Here is a 17,049-nt window from a genome sequence, read left to right as displayed (position 1 = left end):
TCATCTATTTTGACAAATGCTGAGTGCGTTAGCGTATACGCTCCTAGGGCGGCTTTCCGTAAGGTAAAGGAGATGCAAAGAGCGGACGCTTGCTTTATTTGACAGGTTATTGTTTTTTGCCAGATAAAGCAAGTGTGAAGTCTCTAGAGGAATTTAACGGTATTTTCGTACGTGTTACGTGTTTTTTTATAATAAATTATTTTCTTGACTAACCCTGAGGCAAGCAAAAGTTCCTTTGGCAGGCGCTCTAAGACACGCTCAAAGGGTACAGTATTATCTAAACTCCGAGCTAGTCTCAGAGAACCTTGAATTTGCAAGCATACCATCTTCGGCTCTTTGCTGTGCTTGAGAATACTCAATAAATTAAGAACACACAGGAAAAAACCATGATTAAGCTATACGACGTCGAACTGTCAGGGAATTGCTATAAAGTACGGCTGATGCTATCACTGCTGGGGTTGGAGTATGAACGTGTACCCATCGCTTTGAATAAAGGCGAACACAAAACAGAAGAATTTCTCAAACTTAACCCACTAGGACAAGTGCCAGTTTTTAGGGATGGCGATGTGGTGATTAGGGACGCCCAAGCAATTTTAGTTTACTTGGCACGCCGTTACGGCAGCGAAGACTGGTTGCCCACAGAAGCAGAACCGATGAGTAAAGTGGTGCAGTGGTTGTCTGTTGCAGCTAACGAAATTCAACATGGTGTTGCCGCACTCAGAAAACATTTCTTGTTGAACGCGGAAATAGACTTAGAGCAAGCGCAAAAGAAAGCACATCAGACACTTCAAATTTTGGACAAACACTTGAGTGAACGTTTTTGGTTGGAATGCGATCGCCCAACAATTGCTGATGTTGCTTGCTTTCCCTACATTGCATTAGCACCCGATGGAAAGATTTCTCTGGAACTTTATCCCCATGTAGTGGGTTGGATTGAACGAATTAAGCAACTGCCAGGATACGTTGATATGCTTGGCGTGTAGGTGTTTTGGCATCAGTTGCCATAATAAGTTTGAGATTATCTGCTTTCCGCCGCGTCATTTTTCTTATGAAAGACTTGAGACAAACAATAATCAACTACTCCAGCAAAGATCTCGAACAAAGAAAACATTGGTATTCTCCCGCAGCAGAGGCTTATAACAAAGCAAGACCTCGCTATCCCAAGAATCTAATTGAGCGCGTTGTCGAAGCAGCCCAACTCTCTTGTGACTCGAAAATTCTGGAAGTGGGGTGTGGTCCTGCAACTGCAACGGTAGCGATCGCTCCATTAGGCTGCTCAATGGTTTGCTTAGAACGTGACACTCCTACACCTCTCTACAAGTAGGTGTAGGCTTCTGGCAGATTTTATCTTTCCAGAACTTCGTTCGTGGTACTCCAACCGTTTCCCACTACCGCAGTTTATAGTCAGGAAAAATGCCCCTCCCGACTTGAATGATTGAAAAAAACCATTCCCCTACGTTCCTTGAAGATTTTACATACCGGAGGCTGTAGTCGGCTGGTTCATTGCAGCAATTTAAGACCGCACTTCCCGGTAAAACCCCATATCTTCAGTTGTCTAGGTACAGATGGTTGACTAGAATTTTAGTCTTTGTCAACACCTCTCTATGTTAACATAATGGGTGGCTTTTGTGTACCCTTTATGAAAGATTCAAGATTAAGTTTAAGGATATCAACTCGTAGGTTAAACAAGTTGCGGTCATATGCAGCAAGTAAAGATAAAACAGTCACTCAAATTGTCGAGGACTGGGTTGATAGGTTACCCAACACGGAGATAGGCGCTCTCATTGCACTGTCCCCATTCCCTCTTCTAACGACGCAGAAAATTGGTCAGGGGATGTGCCTTGAGCGCTCGGTCATTGATCCCACGCTCCCCTTACGGGTGAGACGTGGGATCAATGACCGATTAAGGTAAGAGATGCTGAAGATCCTGAAATTTTTGCCTTGATTTAACTGAGTATATGTGTCAATTCTGATTGACAGTTTGGGAATACTCTAATCAGAGGTTTCCGCAACGAATTGCTCACATATGACTCAATCGTCATCACAAAGACGCAGTACTGCTCTTACTACAAGAATAGAGTTTTCGCCCTTCGGCAACAAGCTGGTGCAATCTGGCTTTGTCAATAGCGAACAAATGAGACAGGCGCTGATTGAAAGCCGCAAGTCTGGCAGACCTTTGACACAAGTGCTGGAATCAATTTCAGGACGCCAGCTCTCGCCAGAGTTATATAGGCTACACAAAAAGCAGCAGCTATTTGAACTGAAAATACTCTACGGTGTTGAATCGCTTGATCTGGAAGTTAGGCAAGTTGGCAAAATAAAAATTGGTCAACTGATTGATACTCTCATTCCCGTGGATATCTGTCGTCGCTATCACTTGGTACCACTTGCTAAGAATGAAGACCAAAACCCGCCCTCTGTTTTGGTGGCGATGGTAGATCCGGATAACCTAGACGCTTGCGATGATTTAAACCGCATTTTGCGCCCGCAGGGATGGGCTTTGCAGCGGATGGTGATCACCCAAGAAGATTACCAGCAACTGATTAACCAATATTTAGATGAACTGACTGTTAAACAAAAGAACTTAGAACAGGAAAAGTCTACAGACATCAACCAAGATTTAGAAAATATTGAAAATCTTAATTTAGATGATGCGCCTGAAGATAAGGATACTGACTTGGGCGCAGCGATGAAGGGTGCCCAGGATGCCCCCGTGATTAATTTAGTTAACAGAATCCTTGCCAGAGGACTACATGAGAGGGCTTCTGATATCCATGTAGAACCGCAGGAAGACAACTTACGCGTTCGCTTTCGTAAGGATGGTGTGCTACGTCAGGCTTTCGACCCCCTGCCCAAAAAAATCATTCCTGCTGTCATAGCTCGTTTCAAAATTATTGCTAACTTAGATATTGCTGAACGGCGTATTCCTCAAGATGGACGCATTAGACGAGTGTTTGAGGGACGCAAGGTGGACTTCCGCGTCAGTACCTTGCCCAGTCGCTACGGTGAAAAGGTTGCACTGCGGATTTTGGATAATTCTGCAACCCAACTAGGATTAGATAAGTTAATTACTGATCCAGAAACTTTGCAAATTGTCCAGGAGATGGTTAGCCGTCCCTTTGGTCTAATTCTAGTAACCGGACCGACAGGTTCTGGTAAAACAACAACGCTGTATTCGGCTTTGTCAGAACGGAACTCTCCAGGCATTAACATCTGTACGGTTGAAGACCCTATTGAGTACAGTTTACCTGGAATTACTCAGGTGCAGGTGATTCGGGAAAAAGGGCTAGATTTTGCAACGACTTTGCGAGCCTTTTTGCGGCAAGATCCTGATGTGCTTTTGGTAGGTGAGACGCGAGACAAGGAAACGGCAAAAACAGCTATTGAGGCAGCACTAACTGGTCACTTGGTTTTAACAACGTTACATACTAATGATGCTCCAGGGGCGATCGCCCGTTTGGGAGAAATGGGCATTGAGTCTTTCATGATTTCCAGTTCTCTGATTGGCGTGTTGGCACAGCGCCTAGTACGGCGTGTTTGTTCCAATTGTCGCATTCCCTACACTCCCACTTTAGAGGAACTCGCTCGCTACGGTCTATCAGCTTCTCAAGAAGCAGGTGTCACTTTTTACAAAGCTAATACTCTCATTTCAGAGCAAATTCAAGAAGCCAAGGCAAACAATCAGCTTTGCCCAGAATGTAATGGCGTTGGCTACAGAGGACGTTGTGGTGTTTATGAAGTCATGCGACTCACCGAAAACCTGCAAACCCTGATCACCCAAGATGCACCAACAGAACGCATCAAAGAAGTGGCGGTGGAAGAAGGGATGAAAACCTTACTGGCTTACAGCTTGGATTTAGTACGTCAAGGCGATACCACCCTAGAAGAAGTAGAACGGGTAACGTTCAGTGATACAGGTTTGGAAGCAGAGTTAAAAGCCAAACGCAAGAGTAGTCTTACGTGCCGAACTTGTCAAGCTGGATTGCAGCTCGAATGGCTGGATTGTCCTTACTGCATGACACCACGATTTCAAGATTAGTCATTTGTCTTCTTCTAAGAACAAATAAGTTTGCAAAAGGAATTTTCAAACAGGAATCACAAAGATAGAAATGATAATTGAAAATTTAATGAAGCACTTGATTGAAATGGGCGGTTCGGATTTGCACTTATCCGCAGGTTTGCCTCCCTACTTCCGCGTGAGTGGTAAACTCACACCCATTGGCGATCAACCGTTATCAGCAGATCAATGCCAAACCCTAATTTTTAGTATGCTCAACAACTCTCAGCGTCAAACCTTAGAGCAAAACTGGGAGCTAGATTGTTCTTATGGCGTCAAAGGATTAGCTCGTTTTCGGGTCAATGTTTACAAAGAACGTGGTACTTACGCCGCATGTTTACGGGCATTAAGTTCTAAGATTCCTAACTTTGAAAAATTAGGTTTGCCAGATGTTGTGCGGGAAATGTCAGAAAAACCAAGGGGATTAATTTTGGTGACAGGTCCCACGGGTTCTGGTAAAACAACAACCCTAGCGGCAATGATTGACTTAATTAACCGCACCCGTGCAGAGCATATTTTAACAGTAGAAGACCCGATTGAATTTGTTTACGAACCTATTAAAAGTGTCATCCACCAAAGGCAACTTGGTGAGGATACAAAAAGCTTTGCTAATGCTCTGAAATCAGCGCTGCGGGAAGACCCAGATATCATTTTGGTAGGGGAAATGCGCGATTTGGAAACAATTTCGTTGGCTATTTCCGCTGCGGAAACAGGACACTTAGTGTTTGGTACTTTGCACACCAGTTCAGCAGCACAGACTGTAGACAGAATTATCGACGTTTTCCCCCCAGAAAAACAAACTCAAGTGCGAGTGCAGTTATCTAATTCACTGGTAGCAGTCCTGAGCCAAACTTTGGTTCCGAGAAAAAATCCCAACTCAGAAGAGTTTGGTCGAGTGATGGCTCAAGAAATTATGGTTGTGACTCCTGCTATTTCTAACTTGATTCGTGAAGGAAAAACATCTCAAATTTATTCCGCTATCCAGACTGGCGCAAAATTCGGGATGCAAACTTTAGAGAAGGTTTTAGCAGATTTATATAAAGCAGGAGTTATCTCCTTGGAAGCGGCAATGTCTAAAACTTCTAGACCAGATGAAATTCAGCGTATGATCGGTGGTACACAACCAGCAGGCGCAAGACCAGGACTAGCTGTAAAACCACATTAAAAAGTTCAAGTCAAAACGCATAAAACTATTAAAAATACTTTTTAATATTCAGATTTGACTGAAACAATCTGAGTAGACTTCTTGTAAAAGTATGATTGATAGATATTTATAAGCACCACACAGATGCACGCAGATAATTTATCTATGTCCATCTGTGTTCATCTGTGGTTTAATTTTCATAAAATTGACTTTTGCAAGAGATTTAATGACCAATCCGCTCTTTTCATTTTTTAGACCATGCCAACATTTATTGCCCGTGTTAGGGACTCGCAAGGAAAACCGAAAATAGAAAAAATTAGAGCTGATTCCTTGGCTCAAGCCCGTATTAATCTTAGACAGCGAGGTTACGTAGTCCAAGACCTGAAAAAACAACCTCAACGCTTTAATTTCAAACAACTTAAAACCAAATTTACGAACGTTTCAGTGAAGGATAAAGCCGTGTTTTCTCGTCAATTTGCTGCTTTGGTAAATGCGGGAGTGGCAATTGTCAGAAGTTTGGGTGTGTTATCTGAGCAGTGTAGCAACCCTAAACTGAAACAAGCTCTTTTGGGCATTAGTGCTGATGTCCAAAGTGGAATTAATCTTTCTGAGGCAATGCGGAAATATCCTGATTGCTTTGATAATTTGTATGTCAGCATGGTTGAGGCTGGCGAAGTTGGCGGTGTTTTGGACGAAGTACTAAATCGTTTAGCCAAATTGTTAGAAGATGTTGCTCGATTACAAAATCAAATTAAATCAGCACTGGCTTATCCAGTTGTTGTAGGATTTTTGGCAGTTGCCATTTTTATCGGGATGACCGTTTTTCTCATCCCTATTTTTGCAAATATTTTTAAAGAATTAGGAACTACATTGCCTCCTCTAACGCAGTTTATGTTATGGATAAGTGAAATTTTGAGAAGTTGGCGGCTGTTGCTTGTCATTGGTATTGTGATTGCAGCAGCAATTGCTTATAGACAGTACTATAAAACTCCGGCTGGACGTGAAACTATAGACCGCCTTTATCTAAAAATGCCGTTGTTTGGTGACTTAATCCAAAAATCATCAGTTGCCCGTTTTAGCCGCACGTTTGGTTCTTTAACTCGTTCAGGTGTGCCAATTCTCACTTGCTTAGAAATTGTGCGGGAAACATCAGGAAATCAGGTAATTGCCAACGCCATCGATGCAGCGCGTGCAGAAATTCAACAAGGAGGTATGATTAGCCTTGCCTTGCAAAAAGAAAAAGTTTTTCCTTCTATGGCGATTCAAATGATTAGTATCGGCGAGGAAACTGGTGAATTAGATAGTATGTTGATGAAAATTGCCGATTTTTATGAAGATGAAGTCGAACAGACAGTCAAAGCACTAACCAGCATTTTGGAACCAGTAATGATTGTGGTTTTGGGAGGGATGGTAGGTACAATTTTACTGTCGATGTACCTGCCTATGTTCAAGGTCTTCGATACCTTGGGATAGCCAAAGAAAAATTATGAATGATGAAGAAAAATTTTCATCATTCATAATTTATAAGTTTTCTAAAGACTATATCAATCCGATAATTTTGAATTTTGAATTTTGAATTTTTTTATCTATGCCTGTGCAAAAATCGCATTACGAAGCTTGCTTAGCAGAGTACAGCAATTCCCTAAGTGCGATCGCCCTGTTGAAGCAGCACCGTCCCTATCTGGAAATGATCCCTAGCTTGCGCCGTCCAGATGAAAGCGTGATCACGATTCCACTTCCAATAGCCCGTCTTCGTTCTGGCGTAACTACAGTAGCAGAAGCAAATCGCTTACCCTGTGATTTGGCAATTTTGATGTGTGATCCAGAGTGGAAAATCAAAACATCTCCTGAAATTCTGATTTTTATTCATCGTCCCCATGAAGATTTTTCTGACTTTTTGGGACGTTGGCGACAAACACAGGTTTGGCTAGACAAGGACTATGAGTGGGTTATGCCTAAGCGCTACACACATATACTTAGTGAGGGGACGAATATTATATATCCTCTATTTGTGGTTTTTTCAGAAACACCAGAACGTATCAAACGGGGTCTTACAGGAGCTGACTTGCCATTTATAATTCAAACACCGGAATCTCTAGTAGAGGAGAACACAATGGAAATTTTCTCTTCAGAAAGTCCATAAATATCATTAGACAAGATTGCATCTCTTTGATTCCATCTGTGTCCACCCCCTCTTGAGGGGGGAAGACAGAGGAAAAACTTTTATTTATTATCCATCTGTGGTTAATTATTCTTTTTTTTTGGAATGAATGCAGGAAGTCTATTGTTTGTGTTGGGCGATCGCCCAAGGGGCACTGCGCTTTGCGCAATCGCCCAGATCGCCCAACAATTAGACATCTTTAACTTGACTTTATAACTTGTTTAGGGCTGCTTTTCTCAGCACCATCGAAGCCCGCCATCTCAAAATTAGTGTCGTCCCGGCTGTAAATAATATACCCAGTAACAGGCTTTTCAGGCTGAGACTTTTGCCGCTATCATTTACCAAAATACTTTCTAGTATCAGAGAAGGTAATAATATTCCGCTAGCAAGCAATAATTTATTAAAAGTTAACTTTCTTTTGGCAAGAGTCGTTAAAAGCGCTAAGCAAAGCCCTAGAGGGATAAAAGTCAGTCCATAGTAAAAAATTTTCTGGTCTTTCGGAACCAATTCCAGCAGATTCAAAGAATAGGCATTTTGTGATTTATCCACGTAAACTTGGATAGTCGCCCCAGAATAAGTGATGACTATCTGATGGGGGCGAGTATCTGCAAAAATACCAGGGATACTTAATTTTGTGTCTGCTCCGTTTGCTCCAGTGATCGGTGTTCGTATTCGTAAGTCTAGGTCGCTTCCCTGCTGTCCCAATGTAAAATTGCGATGAAGAGAATCACCTGAAAGTGAGACTATGCGTGCAGGTCCAGTCTGATCTGTATCAGCAGTAGTAACGGTAGTGATGATTGTAAATTGAGAAGTTTCACGTATCCTTTCACTCAAGAAAGTGGCAGGTTCTTTTGTTTTTAACCAATGGTTAGGACTCAAAGCAACACCTTTTTCATCTTTCTCCGGTGGTTGTCCTTGCGACAATAGTTCAGGAAGTTGACCAGTACGATCCTGATAACTTCCTTTACCAGTTAAGTCATAGGAAGCTACCAAAGACTTTCCGATAATCTTCGAGTCATTTTGGTTATTCAATACTTGTGAAACTTCATTTTTAGAAATTGCTCTGTCAGCAATAGAAACTTCTGAAACATATCCCTGCCAAGATCTACCACCAGTTTGCTCATTACCTATCAAAAGTGGATAGTTCAAAGACCAATTGCTCAAATTAGTTGTATGTTGCCAGGCAATTGAAATCAAAAATGAGATGAGTATGTATCCAACAAAAAATAAAGTTAGTTTTTTGATCGAGTTGCTAGATCTACTATTTTCTCTATGTATTAAAGTATAGATAAAACTTTGTGAGTTCCAGAAATAAAAGCAGATTAAACCTACCAATCCACCTATCGTATTGTTAAAAATATCGGCAGGAGTAGGTGTTCTTGAAGGTAGAAAAACTTGCAATGCTTCAACTGTGAATGATAAGCCTGCACTCACAAGTAGAACTGCTAAGCATTGAATCCCCGGTTTCACCCTTATTCTCTCTAAGAGACTGGCAAAACCGAAACCTAAAGGAGCAAACAACAAAACATTGTTTACCTGGTCTTTAAAAAAACTCGAGTTGTCAAAACTGGCAACAAGTTCTGGTAGTGAAAAAGTATCTGGAAAGGAGAAATTAAAGGGAAACAGTGTAGCTACTAGCACCACTAAGATGCTAAGAATGACTAGGATAAAATCTCCGGGAAGTACTGATTTATCTAGGTTAGATAATTGGCTAAAAATTTTGCGTCTCTTCATAATGACCCATGTTTTTTGTCTTTTTATTAATTGAGAAGTGAACCATTAGCTACTGCTAGACGGTTAAACAAGAGGAATTAACAAAAAGTAAATGAGCGGTTTTCTTAATGTTATTTATTCGTTAATCGTAATGGGGAAAGAATTTTAAATCTTTCATAAAGACGCCGTAAAGATAAGTTTCCAGAAAATACATTTTATAAATACATTGCGCGATCAAGTTTTTCCGGATTTCAAACTATGCCGCACCAACCACCGATGCAGAACAGCCATAAGAATTACCAATGGCACCATTAAGGCTGGAATAGTCTCCAAACCAGCACGAGCTGCTACCCAACCAGCAGCAGTTGGTACAGTGGCTGCACCTAAACTGGCAACGCTCGTTACAAACCCGATTGTTGCTGGTACCAGCTGGGTAGGTACGCGCTGTGGCACTAACCAGATTGTTGCTGGAAAGATGGTTCCCAAGGCAAAACCAATGCAAGGCAAGCTCAACAATTGATTTGGTAATAACCACCACATCATTAAACCACCTGTTAGCAATGCCAGGGAAATATCAACTGTGCGAACTGTACCGAATCGCTGCATGAATCGCCCAAGGCTGAAGCGTCCAATTACCAACCCCAACCAGTAAGCACTGATGCTGTAACCTGCAACTACTTCCGGTGTGCCACGACCAATGTGTTGAACTGTGTAAGCCCAGTTACTCAAAGACGCTTCCGCACCTACGTCAACTAGTAGTAAAAGCCCTGTCATCAGGACTACTGGTGCCCTCAGGGCTAAACGCAGGTTTGCCCAAGCATTCGTATCGGATGCTGTAAGTCGCACGGTCATGGGAACGTAGTGATGCACAATAGTCCAAAAAACTCCTGCAACTAGCAGTCCTACAACACTAGCAAACACCAGGTAGATGAGTCGCCAGCCAAGCCCTAGCAAAAGAAGCGTGGTGGCTACAGCAGGTCCGAGTAATGCACCAATCCCATAGAAGGCATGCAACACACCAATCAGATTAGCATTGCGTTGGTCATTAACGATGTAAGCGTTAATACCAGCATCAATCAATCCGATTCCAAGACCCAGCAGTGTTCCAGTGGCAACCATGACAAACCAGTAAGCGGTAACCGCGTAGATGATCAGCGCACTCGTAAGCGTGACCGAGGCGAACAAAAGCATCCAGGCAAGTCCCAGTCGGCTGCTGATTAGGCTACTGGTTAATGCAGCAACGACATAACCCAGGATTTGGCTAATAAACAAGAATGTAACGGTTGCAGGAGTGAGGTGATAGGTGGACAGGATTGAGGGCAGCAGCACTCCCAGACCTCCCTCGGCAATGCCAATGCCGATAAAGGCATAGAATGCGATCGCCACTCCAATCCAAGCTGGATGGTTTGATTGTGGCGATTTTACTCTATTATTCAATTGATTTGGCTTGATGGTCCAGATTCTGGTTCTACGCCGAAGCAAACGCTTTACCAATCGAAAAAACATGATTTTGGGGTTAATGTTATGGTTGCTTAAATTTTTGCCGCTTTACGTGCCGCAGAACATCTTGGTTTGTCTGTTCCAAAAGATTTATTGATTGTTGGTTTCGATGATATTCCATTGGCATCTCAGATGTGACTATCTCTGACGACAATCCAGCAACCACTTATTGAAAAAGGGGCGATCGCCGCTGAACTGCTTCTTGCTATTTCAATCGCTGATAGGGATTTACACAAAACTGCTACTGCCACCACAGATAAAATACCGCATTTCGTGATGAGCGGTGTGTTCGACTTAAATGAAAATCGGCATAAGGTTCTTCAGACGAAATTAGTTGTGCGAGAATCGTCAGGACCTGCTCCAATACAGTTGAGATAAACCTGAGATAAACCATAAAAAATCTTACTTGCGACTGTTGCAATAACTTTCTGCAACCGCAAACTATTAGTACTTATTAGTACATAATAGATAAGTTTTATCTTGTGTTGTCACCGTGGCAAATTCCACTCCCGTTGGAAGAGTACACAGCGACCCGAGTTGTTGTCTACTTTTTCTTCGACGGCAGATGGATTCCAATCAAATTTTGTACCTTGAACAAGGCAATAAAGCTTTGTTATGAGGCATTGCTCTCAAATCGGGAAATTTTTTTATTTCCTGTTGACATGGACCCCAACGACTTTGATACACCACATTCCAAGTAAATGAAGTACAATACTCTTGCCTAAAAGCCAGACACAGAGCAAATTTTACTTTTGAATTGTGAGAGGTCATTTATAAAGTAAATATTTAACTAGGATGTGTTACGGCTATGTAATGATTTGAAAGTCTGAGAGAGTAAGAACTTGCCGCAGGGCATCACAAAAGTTGGTGCCGTACTCTGGCTTTAACGCACCCTACAACTTAAGGTTTACTTTTCAATTCTGACGACTGATACCAATTCTCCATGAAGATGCACTTAATATTAAAAAATGAACCGCCAAGTACGCCAAGGAAGAGAGAGGTAATTATTTAGTGCAAGTTTACAGAGAATTGGTATGAGTCCTGAACTGTATTGGAACCTGCTTCAGCCATAGTCTGAGGGATCGATAGACCTATGATTGAATATTCATTGAATATTTTGAAAGTTATTCTTCTATCTGAAAAAGAGATGCCTGTGGGGCTTTCATGACAGCATCATAGCGCTCTATTCCCTTTTTGCCGTTGTTCCAATCATCCAGCAGCACTTTGGCAGAATTGGGTATTGTGTAGCGAAGTGATTCTCCTGTTTTTTTGTGCTTAATAACGACAACTCCAAACAAACCCGCATTGGTTTTACTTGGCAAAACACGCAGCGAATTTTGCCCAGGTGTGGCGACTGTCGCAATCATAATGCCATCGACGACGCAAGGACACGGCGAATTTGCTCCATCTTGATAAGTCACGTCTAAATCGCGTGGTTGTGCTTTCAGCCTTTCCTTAGCATCTAATCCAATCCTAATGCCTAAGGCAATATAAGTTCCAAATCCGCCATGAACTCGTTGCCCTAATTTCACCCACTCTTCTGGTGTTTCTGCCCTCACTTTAATAGGAGAAAATGCTAGGCAGAAACAGGCTAATAAGCTGACGAATAAAGTTGGCTTATTTAGGGCTTGCACACAAATCATCCAAAATTCAAAATTGGGTGTTAAGCTAAATTCTTTATTTCAATTTAGATGTTAGCTAAATTCTTTTTCTTGCGTAATGCCAGCAACCCAACTACACCAAGACCAAGTAATGCCGATGGTTCAAAAACAGAGATTTTTTGGGCTGTAAAGCTACTTTCGTAAGAAATTCTCAAATTTCCATCTGACAAAAAGCCGTAGCTGGCTTCAATTTGTTGCAACCCTCCAGAACCAATGGGAACGGAAAAGATGCCGTTATTATCTTTAGAGACTTCTTGACCCAAGTATTCTACTGTCACATCTGAAAGTGGTTGTCCTTGATAGTATACTTGAACTTCCAGATTGTCTCCTTCCTGAACTGCAAAAGGATTTTCCAAAGGTATAATTTCCAGTGGTTGGTTGAAGGGTTGCGCTAGAGTGTCAGACCAATCATAAAGAGCTTTGGTGTACTTCAGATTATGACTCACATTTTGGTATTGACTAATTTCTGCTTCTGAAATATTGCGAGATTCATTGTCGGATATTCTCGCATAATAGCCATTATCAAAAAATGCAGTTAACGCCGCAATGTTGCTATCAGGAGTCAGAGAAAGTCCATCTTGTTTCTGATTGATAGTAAATGGCACTATCTGTTTTGTTGCATCATATGCTGTGGCTTCCTTAAGTTTTGCCGGAGAATAGGGCTGCGGTCCTTCTTCTGGATGACCATACAATAGATTGTATTCTCCGTCTTGATAGTCAAACCAGACGACGTGTGCTGAAGCTGGTTGCAACATCAATGGTAGAATTGCAACCCCCAATAGCAATTTTTTCAAATTGCGGATAAGCATCTCAATTTCCTTAATTGAGTTATTACATCATTATTAAACGCAGGTTTTTTGATACCGAACAATCCCCCCGTAAGGGATATAATTGTTAATAAAAATTTCCATTTTTTCCTAATGCTTAATTTTTGATTTTTTCATCCTAATAATCATAAAAAATATGATATTGTACAAGATTTATCTATTACAACCGGACGTTAGAATTTGTGGCTCTAACGTGTGAAAGGCAATAAATAAGCTGGGTTTTGTTCCTCAACCCAGCCTACAAAAGATAAATAATTGAATACTCAAGGGGGTAGCTAATAGCTACTTGACAAACTGGGGCATGATTTCAGCAGCGGTGAATAAACCGTAAATACCGCGTTGGTGCAATGCAATACCAGCTTTGAGATAGCCAAAGGCAGGACCACAGACGTTGGCTGCCATGCTGGTTTCATCACCTAATGTGAAGGTATGAGTAGAAATTTTACCTTCAAAGGTACGACCAGTAACTTTAACGTTGGTGCTGATGGGCTTTTTAGGATTGCGGGTATCGACTATGCCACCAACAGTAACGCGATCGCGTCCCACAATTCCCGCCAACTCTAGCATCACATCATCGGCGTGTTCCATGTTCTCTAACTTCAGCACACCATTGGTTTTATCCAGAAGTGCTTCTACTTCCTCATCCGTCATTGCCCTAGCAGTTTCCACGCTAAACCCTGGCATATGAGCAATATCTTCGCGGATGGTAGCGCGGTAAGCTTCCCAATTGGCAATTCCCACTCCAAAAGTAATTTCCACTCGATGAATTTCGGCGTAGCTTTGGGCGGCTAAAGCTGCTGCTGCTGTTAACAGTCCTGGAGTTGCCCCACATCCTGTCATGTAGGTAATTCCTGCTGCTTGTAGTTCTTCTTTCATCGCCAGCAGTTGTTCTACGGCGCTGGTACGCTTAATTGCATCCACCAAAACCCCGCGCCATCCAGATTTGATAAACTGCTGAGCTACAGAAGCAATAAAATTATTAGGTAAGTTGGGTAAAGCCAGAAAATATCCATCTACAGGATGAGATTTTTCGATTAAATCCTCAATACTGCGATGAGTTAAAGTCCCCAAGGGTTCTAAATAACCCACTGAACCTTGAGATTGGTAAGTTGTAATACATTCTTGAGCATTTAAACCATCAGCGGCGTAGATATAGCCTTGCTTGTCTGCCGCTGCCACTAAAATCATTTCACGTTTTGGGGCGAGTACTTTGGCAGCAGCTTGCCCCAGTCCACCAAAGCCTAGTACTCCTACGCGCATCGCTTTGGGGCTAGAAACTGTAACTTTCTTGCTAGACATATCTGTACATTTGTGATCATTTTGTAGAGGTTTACGCATAGTCGTAACCATCCTTCCGATGAACAGGTGTTAAGTACTCCAATTTGATTGACCTTCGTTTTTTGTCGATAACAAACTCTCCGTAACCATGCGACATTGGGCAGACCCGCGCTGTAAAAGTCCCAGCATATTTACCTTTGGGAACCGAGGCACGAACGATGTCGCCAGTACAAAATCCTAAAATTGGACGAAGTGGACGATGTTTTTGTGGATAACCAAACTTGTCTGTCTGACATCGTTGTCTACCACCAAAACCAGTTGCCTTAACTCGTAGAATCTTTGTAGTAATCAATTTGACGATTTCAAAAGAGCCGACACAAGCCGCATCAATCCAGTGTGCTTTTGGCAAACCAAACCGAATTCGATTGAACTTAGTTTGACCACCAGTACCAGTCTTTATAGGCAAACCAAAAGACTTAAACGCATTGAACAACGCCCACCTCGTAGAATTGACCGATGCGGCATCTTTTAACGGCGATGAAGCTTGTCGCAATACTCGGTTTAGGACATCTGGCTTACCTTTGAGAAAATCTTTGATATTTTTGTTTCCTTTGCGCTGATTACACTTGTGGCAAGCTAAGCAAAGATTGGATATGCGGTCTGAACCACCTTTTGATTTTGGTTGGATGTGTTCAATTTCGAGCGGAACGTCCTTGACTGGGCAGTAAGCACATTGACGATTCCATTTCTCTAACAAATACTCACGGCACTCATAACCATGGAAAGTGCCTTGCTGGTATTGGGTTCCAGAAATTTCTGGATTTTGAATAGCTTGCGTGTCGAATTTTACCAATTCCTGAACAATTGAGTCAATGGGAGTAAACTTTTGAAGTCGTTTTACCCAGGTTTCAGTTGTTAAGACACGGTGTCTCAAAGATGGTGCTAACCAACCGTTGGGACGTTTACGATTGAAGAATCTAGCTTCGCGATAACGAGTGTTTCGGTTTCTCCGTCCTCTACGCACCGCTCTACGATGTTCCAAACTATCCTTAATTTGTTGACCGCGATGCTGTAACTCCATCCCCCAGATGACATCTCCACGGTTTGTAACCAGTGCAATGCCAGTAAACTTTGAGCCTGGGTCGATTTTGAGCGTAAGCGGATACACATTTGGATTTTCGATAGCCCGCTTCAAAATTAAAGTGAATGGATAGCGCCGAAATACTGCTGCTTTCCCAGAATTCAGTAGCTTCCTAGCTTGTGTCGGATGCACTGGATTGAGTGGTGTTTTGTTTTGGTCGATTAGAAAAACATAATTCGACATATTCTGTCATCCTTATTTCTAAGTAAGGTTTACCTCGACAATGATTTAAGAGCTTACTAGGAAGACGGCACTACAGCTATAAACCTGTTTACTGATTGCTTAACCGTCTTCGACAGTGAGAAGTTGTCAGGAGAAGCGCTAGCCATGCAGTGAGGCAGCGCTCTTGGTAGGGTTTCCCTCGTGCCGGCTCTGCCGAAAGGGTTTCCCACGCCTAGGTGACTGGCGTTGGTTTCCCTCCGTAACAAACTTCGGTGGCTACAAACTGGCGTTCATTTGTAGGTGTCATGACTCAAAAATCGTAGACTTCTAGAGTCTTAGTCTGCACGCTCTGACTTTGTACAGCTTTGTCTATAGTTGACTAGTTCTGTATAGGTTTTTCGGAGCGGAGATGAGTAGAACCTGTCACTTGCTCTGCATCCATGGTCAACTTTGTAGAGTTAAATAACAGCTTACCCTACCGTTTAGGAGTCAGTAATGCTCAGTTGTGAGTTCAGATTTGTTTTTAGTCAACACCAGTCTCATGGCGATCGCCACCGACAAGATTGATCCGGCTTGTTAAACTAAATTTACGTAGCTATACAGCTTTAATTCCAAATCCATCATTCAAAACTAATTTTTAACTTTAATTTTGAATTTTCAATTTCAGTAGCGGGCTAGCTTTTCCCCATACTCACAACTCTATGTCGCTCCCCACCACTGCTGGTAGACTCATAAAAATTAAGAGTTTGACACTCTGCCGAGGCAAACTTTGTTTGACAACTCATAAGCTTTGGTTCCTGCGGGCAAGTAAGGTGCAGATATGAAACAGCTTATTTTTGATGATAATAACAAATTTTTTGACAAATTTTACCATTTCTGCGGCTCTTACTACTGCTTACACAGGTTTTTAGCCGTTATGTCCCTGAAATTATCAGTCGAACTTTTAGCTTGACTAAATTGATAAGGTTAAGAGAAACTAACAAATATGAGAAGTAGTACCCTATACAAATAATAATTTTTGTTAACTTTATGAGATATATATTTTGAGAGATGGAACATTAGTTAACAAATGGCAAATTTGTAGCTAAGAGAAAACGCTGTCTCACATGGCTACTTTTGTAGCAAGTCGCTACAGCAATACTGTCCAAGCCTAGGATTTTGGTTAGCAAAAAGCATGGAGACTTTAGAGTTCGTAATTTATCCAGACGGTCGGGTACAAGAAAAAGTCACTGGCATTGTGGGTGCATCCTGCGCTGAAGTTACAGCAGCGATAGAGGCACAGCTAGGACTAGTACTAACTCAGGAGTCAACTTCAGAATACTTTGCGACCAAGGTGCAGCAATCTGGTGTGGTAAATACGCAAACCAGCTACAGCGATTGGTAAGTTTTCAAACTAGTTTAGTTA

General features: G+C 42.0%; 12 protein-coding genes and 1 pseudogene. 7 read left to right on the top strand and 6 right to left on the bottom strand.

What is annotated here, in order from left to right:
• The first annotated feature begins 386 nt into the window (after positions 1-386).
• The 6 genes and pseudogenes from AACT52_RS14295 to AACT52_RS14270 all read left to right on the top strand — a co-directional run bounded on the left by AACT52_RS14295 (position 387) and on the right by AACT52_RS14270 (position 7,344).
• Positions 387-983 (top strand): glutathione S-transferase family protein, encoded by a 597-nt coding sequence (locus AACT52_RS14295; protein WP_073631547.1) that lies wholly within the window; start codon positions 387-389, stop codon positions 981-983.
• A 65-nt stretch (positions 984-1,048) separates the two neighbouring features.
• Positions 1,049-1,294 (top strand): annotated as a pseudogene (locus tag AACT52_RS14290) (class I SAM-dependent methyltransferase); the annotation flags it as partial.
• A 732-nt stretch (positions 1,295-2,026) separates the two neighbouring features.
• On the top strand, positions 2,027-4,039 hold the full coding sequence (locus AACT52_RS14285) for a GspE/PulE family protein (RefSeq protein WP_073631543.1): 2,013 nt from the start codon (positions 2,027-2,029) through the stop codon (positions 4,037-4,039).
• A 64-nt stretch (positions 4,040-4,103) separates the two neighbouring features.
• Complete coding sequence (locus AACT52_RS14280) at positions 4,104-5,222, top strand: type IV pilus twitching motility protein PilT (RefSeq protein WP_073631541.1); 1,119 nt, start codon at positions 4,104-4,106, stop codon at positions 5,220-5,222.
• A gap of 237 nt (positions 5,223-5,459) precedes the next feature.
• Positions 5,460-6,674 (top strand): type II secretion system F family protein, encoded by a 1,215-nt coding sequence (locus AACT52_RS14275; protein WP_073631539.1) that lies wholly within the window; start codon positions 5,460-5,462, stop codon positions 6,672-6,674.
• A gap of 115 nt (positions 6,675-6,789) precedes the next feature.
• Positions 6,790-7,344: a hypothetical protein gene (locus AACT52_RS14270; protein ID WP_073631537.1), complete on the top strand. Its 555-nt coding sequence runs from the start codon at positions 6,790-6,792 to the stop codon at positions 7,342-7,344.
• Positions 7,345-7,572: 228 nt separating this feature from the next.
• Here the strand turns inward: AACT52_RS14270 and AACT52_RS14265 are convergent, their stop codons facing one another.
• From AACT52_RS14265 to iscB, 6 genes are all read right to left on the bottom strand, one after another.
• Positions 7,573-9,096 carry a VanZ family protein gene (locus tag AACT52_RS14265; protein ID WP_073631535.1) on the bottom strand — a complete coding sequence of 508 codons (1,524 nt, stop codon included), beginning with the start codon at positions 9,094-9,096 and terminating at the stop codon, positions 7,573-7,575.
• Positions 9,097-9,309: 213 nt separating this feature from the next.
• Entirely contained in the window at positions 9,310-10,512 is a 1,203-nt protein-coding gene (locus AACT52_RS14260; RefSeq protein ID WP_073631583.1) for an MFS transporter, read from the bottom strand.
• Between the two features lie 1,187 nt (positions 10,513-11,699).
• The gene (locus AACT52_RS14255) at positions 11,700-12,209 is read right to left on the bottom strand and encodes a formylmethanofuran dehydrogenase subunit E family protein (RefSeq protein WP_233153937.1); all 510 of its coding nucleotides are present in this window, start codon (positions 12,207-12,209) and stop codon (positions 11,700-11,702) included.
• Between the two features lie 53 nt (positions 12,210-12,262).
• A complete protein-coding gene (locus AACT52_RS14250; protein ID WP_073631530.1) occupies positions 12,263-13,045 on the bottom strand; it encodes a DUF4198 domain-containing protein in 783 nt (260 codons plus the stop codon).
• A 300-nt stretch (positions 13,046-13,345) separates the two neighbouring features.
• Positions 13,346-14,362, bottom strand: a complete 1,017-nt coding sequence (bioU, locus tag AACT52_RS14245) for a (S)-8-amino-7-oxononanoate synthase BioU (protein ID WP_073631580.1) — start codon at positions 14,360-14,362, stop codon at positions 13,346-13,348.
• Between the two features lie 31 nt (positions 14,363-14,393).
• Entirely contained in the window at positions 14,394-15,665 is a 1,272-nt protein-coding gene (gene iscB / locus AACT52_RS14240) for an RNA-guided endonuclease IscB (RefSeq protein WP_073631528.1), read from the bottom strand.
• 1,153 nt (positions 15,666-16,818) lie between these two features.
• On the opposite strand from iscB, the gene AACT52_RS14235 reads away from it, so the two are divergent.
• Positions 16,819-17,028: a DUF2997 domain-containing protein gene (locus AACT52_RS14235; RefSeq protein ID WP_041037352.1), complete on the top strand. Its 210-nt coding sequence runs from the start codon at positions 16,819-16,821 to the stop codon at positions 17,026-17,028.
• Positions 17,029-17,049: the final 21 nt, after the last annotated feature.

It is taken from the genome of Scytonema sp. HK-05 (assembly GCF_963872035.1).
Classification (GTDB): domain Bacteria; phylum Cyanobacteriota; class Cyanobacteriia; order Cyanobacteriales; family Nostocaceae; genus Kalymmatonema.
The sequence above is the reverse complement of the archived record's forward strand: the minus strand, read 5'-3'. Positions and strand labels throughout refer to the sequence as shown.

Excerpts from the sequence above, each read along its gene's own strand:
- AACT52_RS14285 (WP_073631543.1), top strand. The coding sequence starts at position 2,027 with ATGACTCAATCGTCATCACAAAGACGCAGTACTGCTCTTACTACAAGA.
- AACT52_RS14275 (WP_073631539.1), top strand. The coding sequence starts at position 5,460 with ATGCCAACATTTATTGCCCGTGTTAGGGACTCGCAAGGAAAACCGAAA.
- iscB (WP_073631528.1), bottom strand. The coding sequence starts at position 15,665 with ATGTCGAATTATGTTTTTCTAATCGACCAAAACAAAACACCACTCAAT.
- AACT52_RS14270 (WP_073631537.1), top strand. The coding sequence starts at position 6,790 with ATGCCTGTGCAAAAATCGCATTACGAAGCTTGCTTAGCAGAGTACAGC.
- bioU (WP_073631580.1), bottom strand. The coding sequence starts at position 14,362 with ATGTCTAGCAAGAAAGTTACAGTTTCTAGCCCCAAAGCGATGCGCGTA.
- AACT52_RS14295 (WP_073631547.1), top strand. The coding sequence starts at position 387 with ATGATTAAGCTATACGACGTCGAACTGTCAGGGAATTGCTATAAAGTA.
- AACT52_RS14250 (WP_073631530.1), bottom strand. The coding sequence starts at position 13,045 with ATGCTTATCCGCAATTTGAAAAAATTGCTATTGGGGGTTGCAATTCTA.
- AACT52_RS14265 (WP_073631535.1), bottom strand. The coding sequence starts at position 9,096 with ATGAAGAGACGCAAAATTTTTAGCCAATTATCTAACCTAGATAAATCA.
- AACT52_RS14235 (WP_041037352.1), top strand. The coding sequence starts at position 16,819 with ATGGAGACTTTAGAGTTCGTAATTTATCCAGACGGTCGGGTACAAGAA.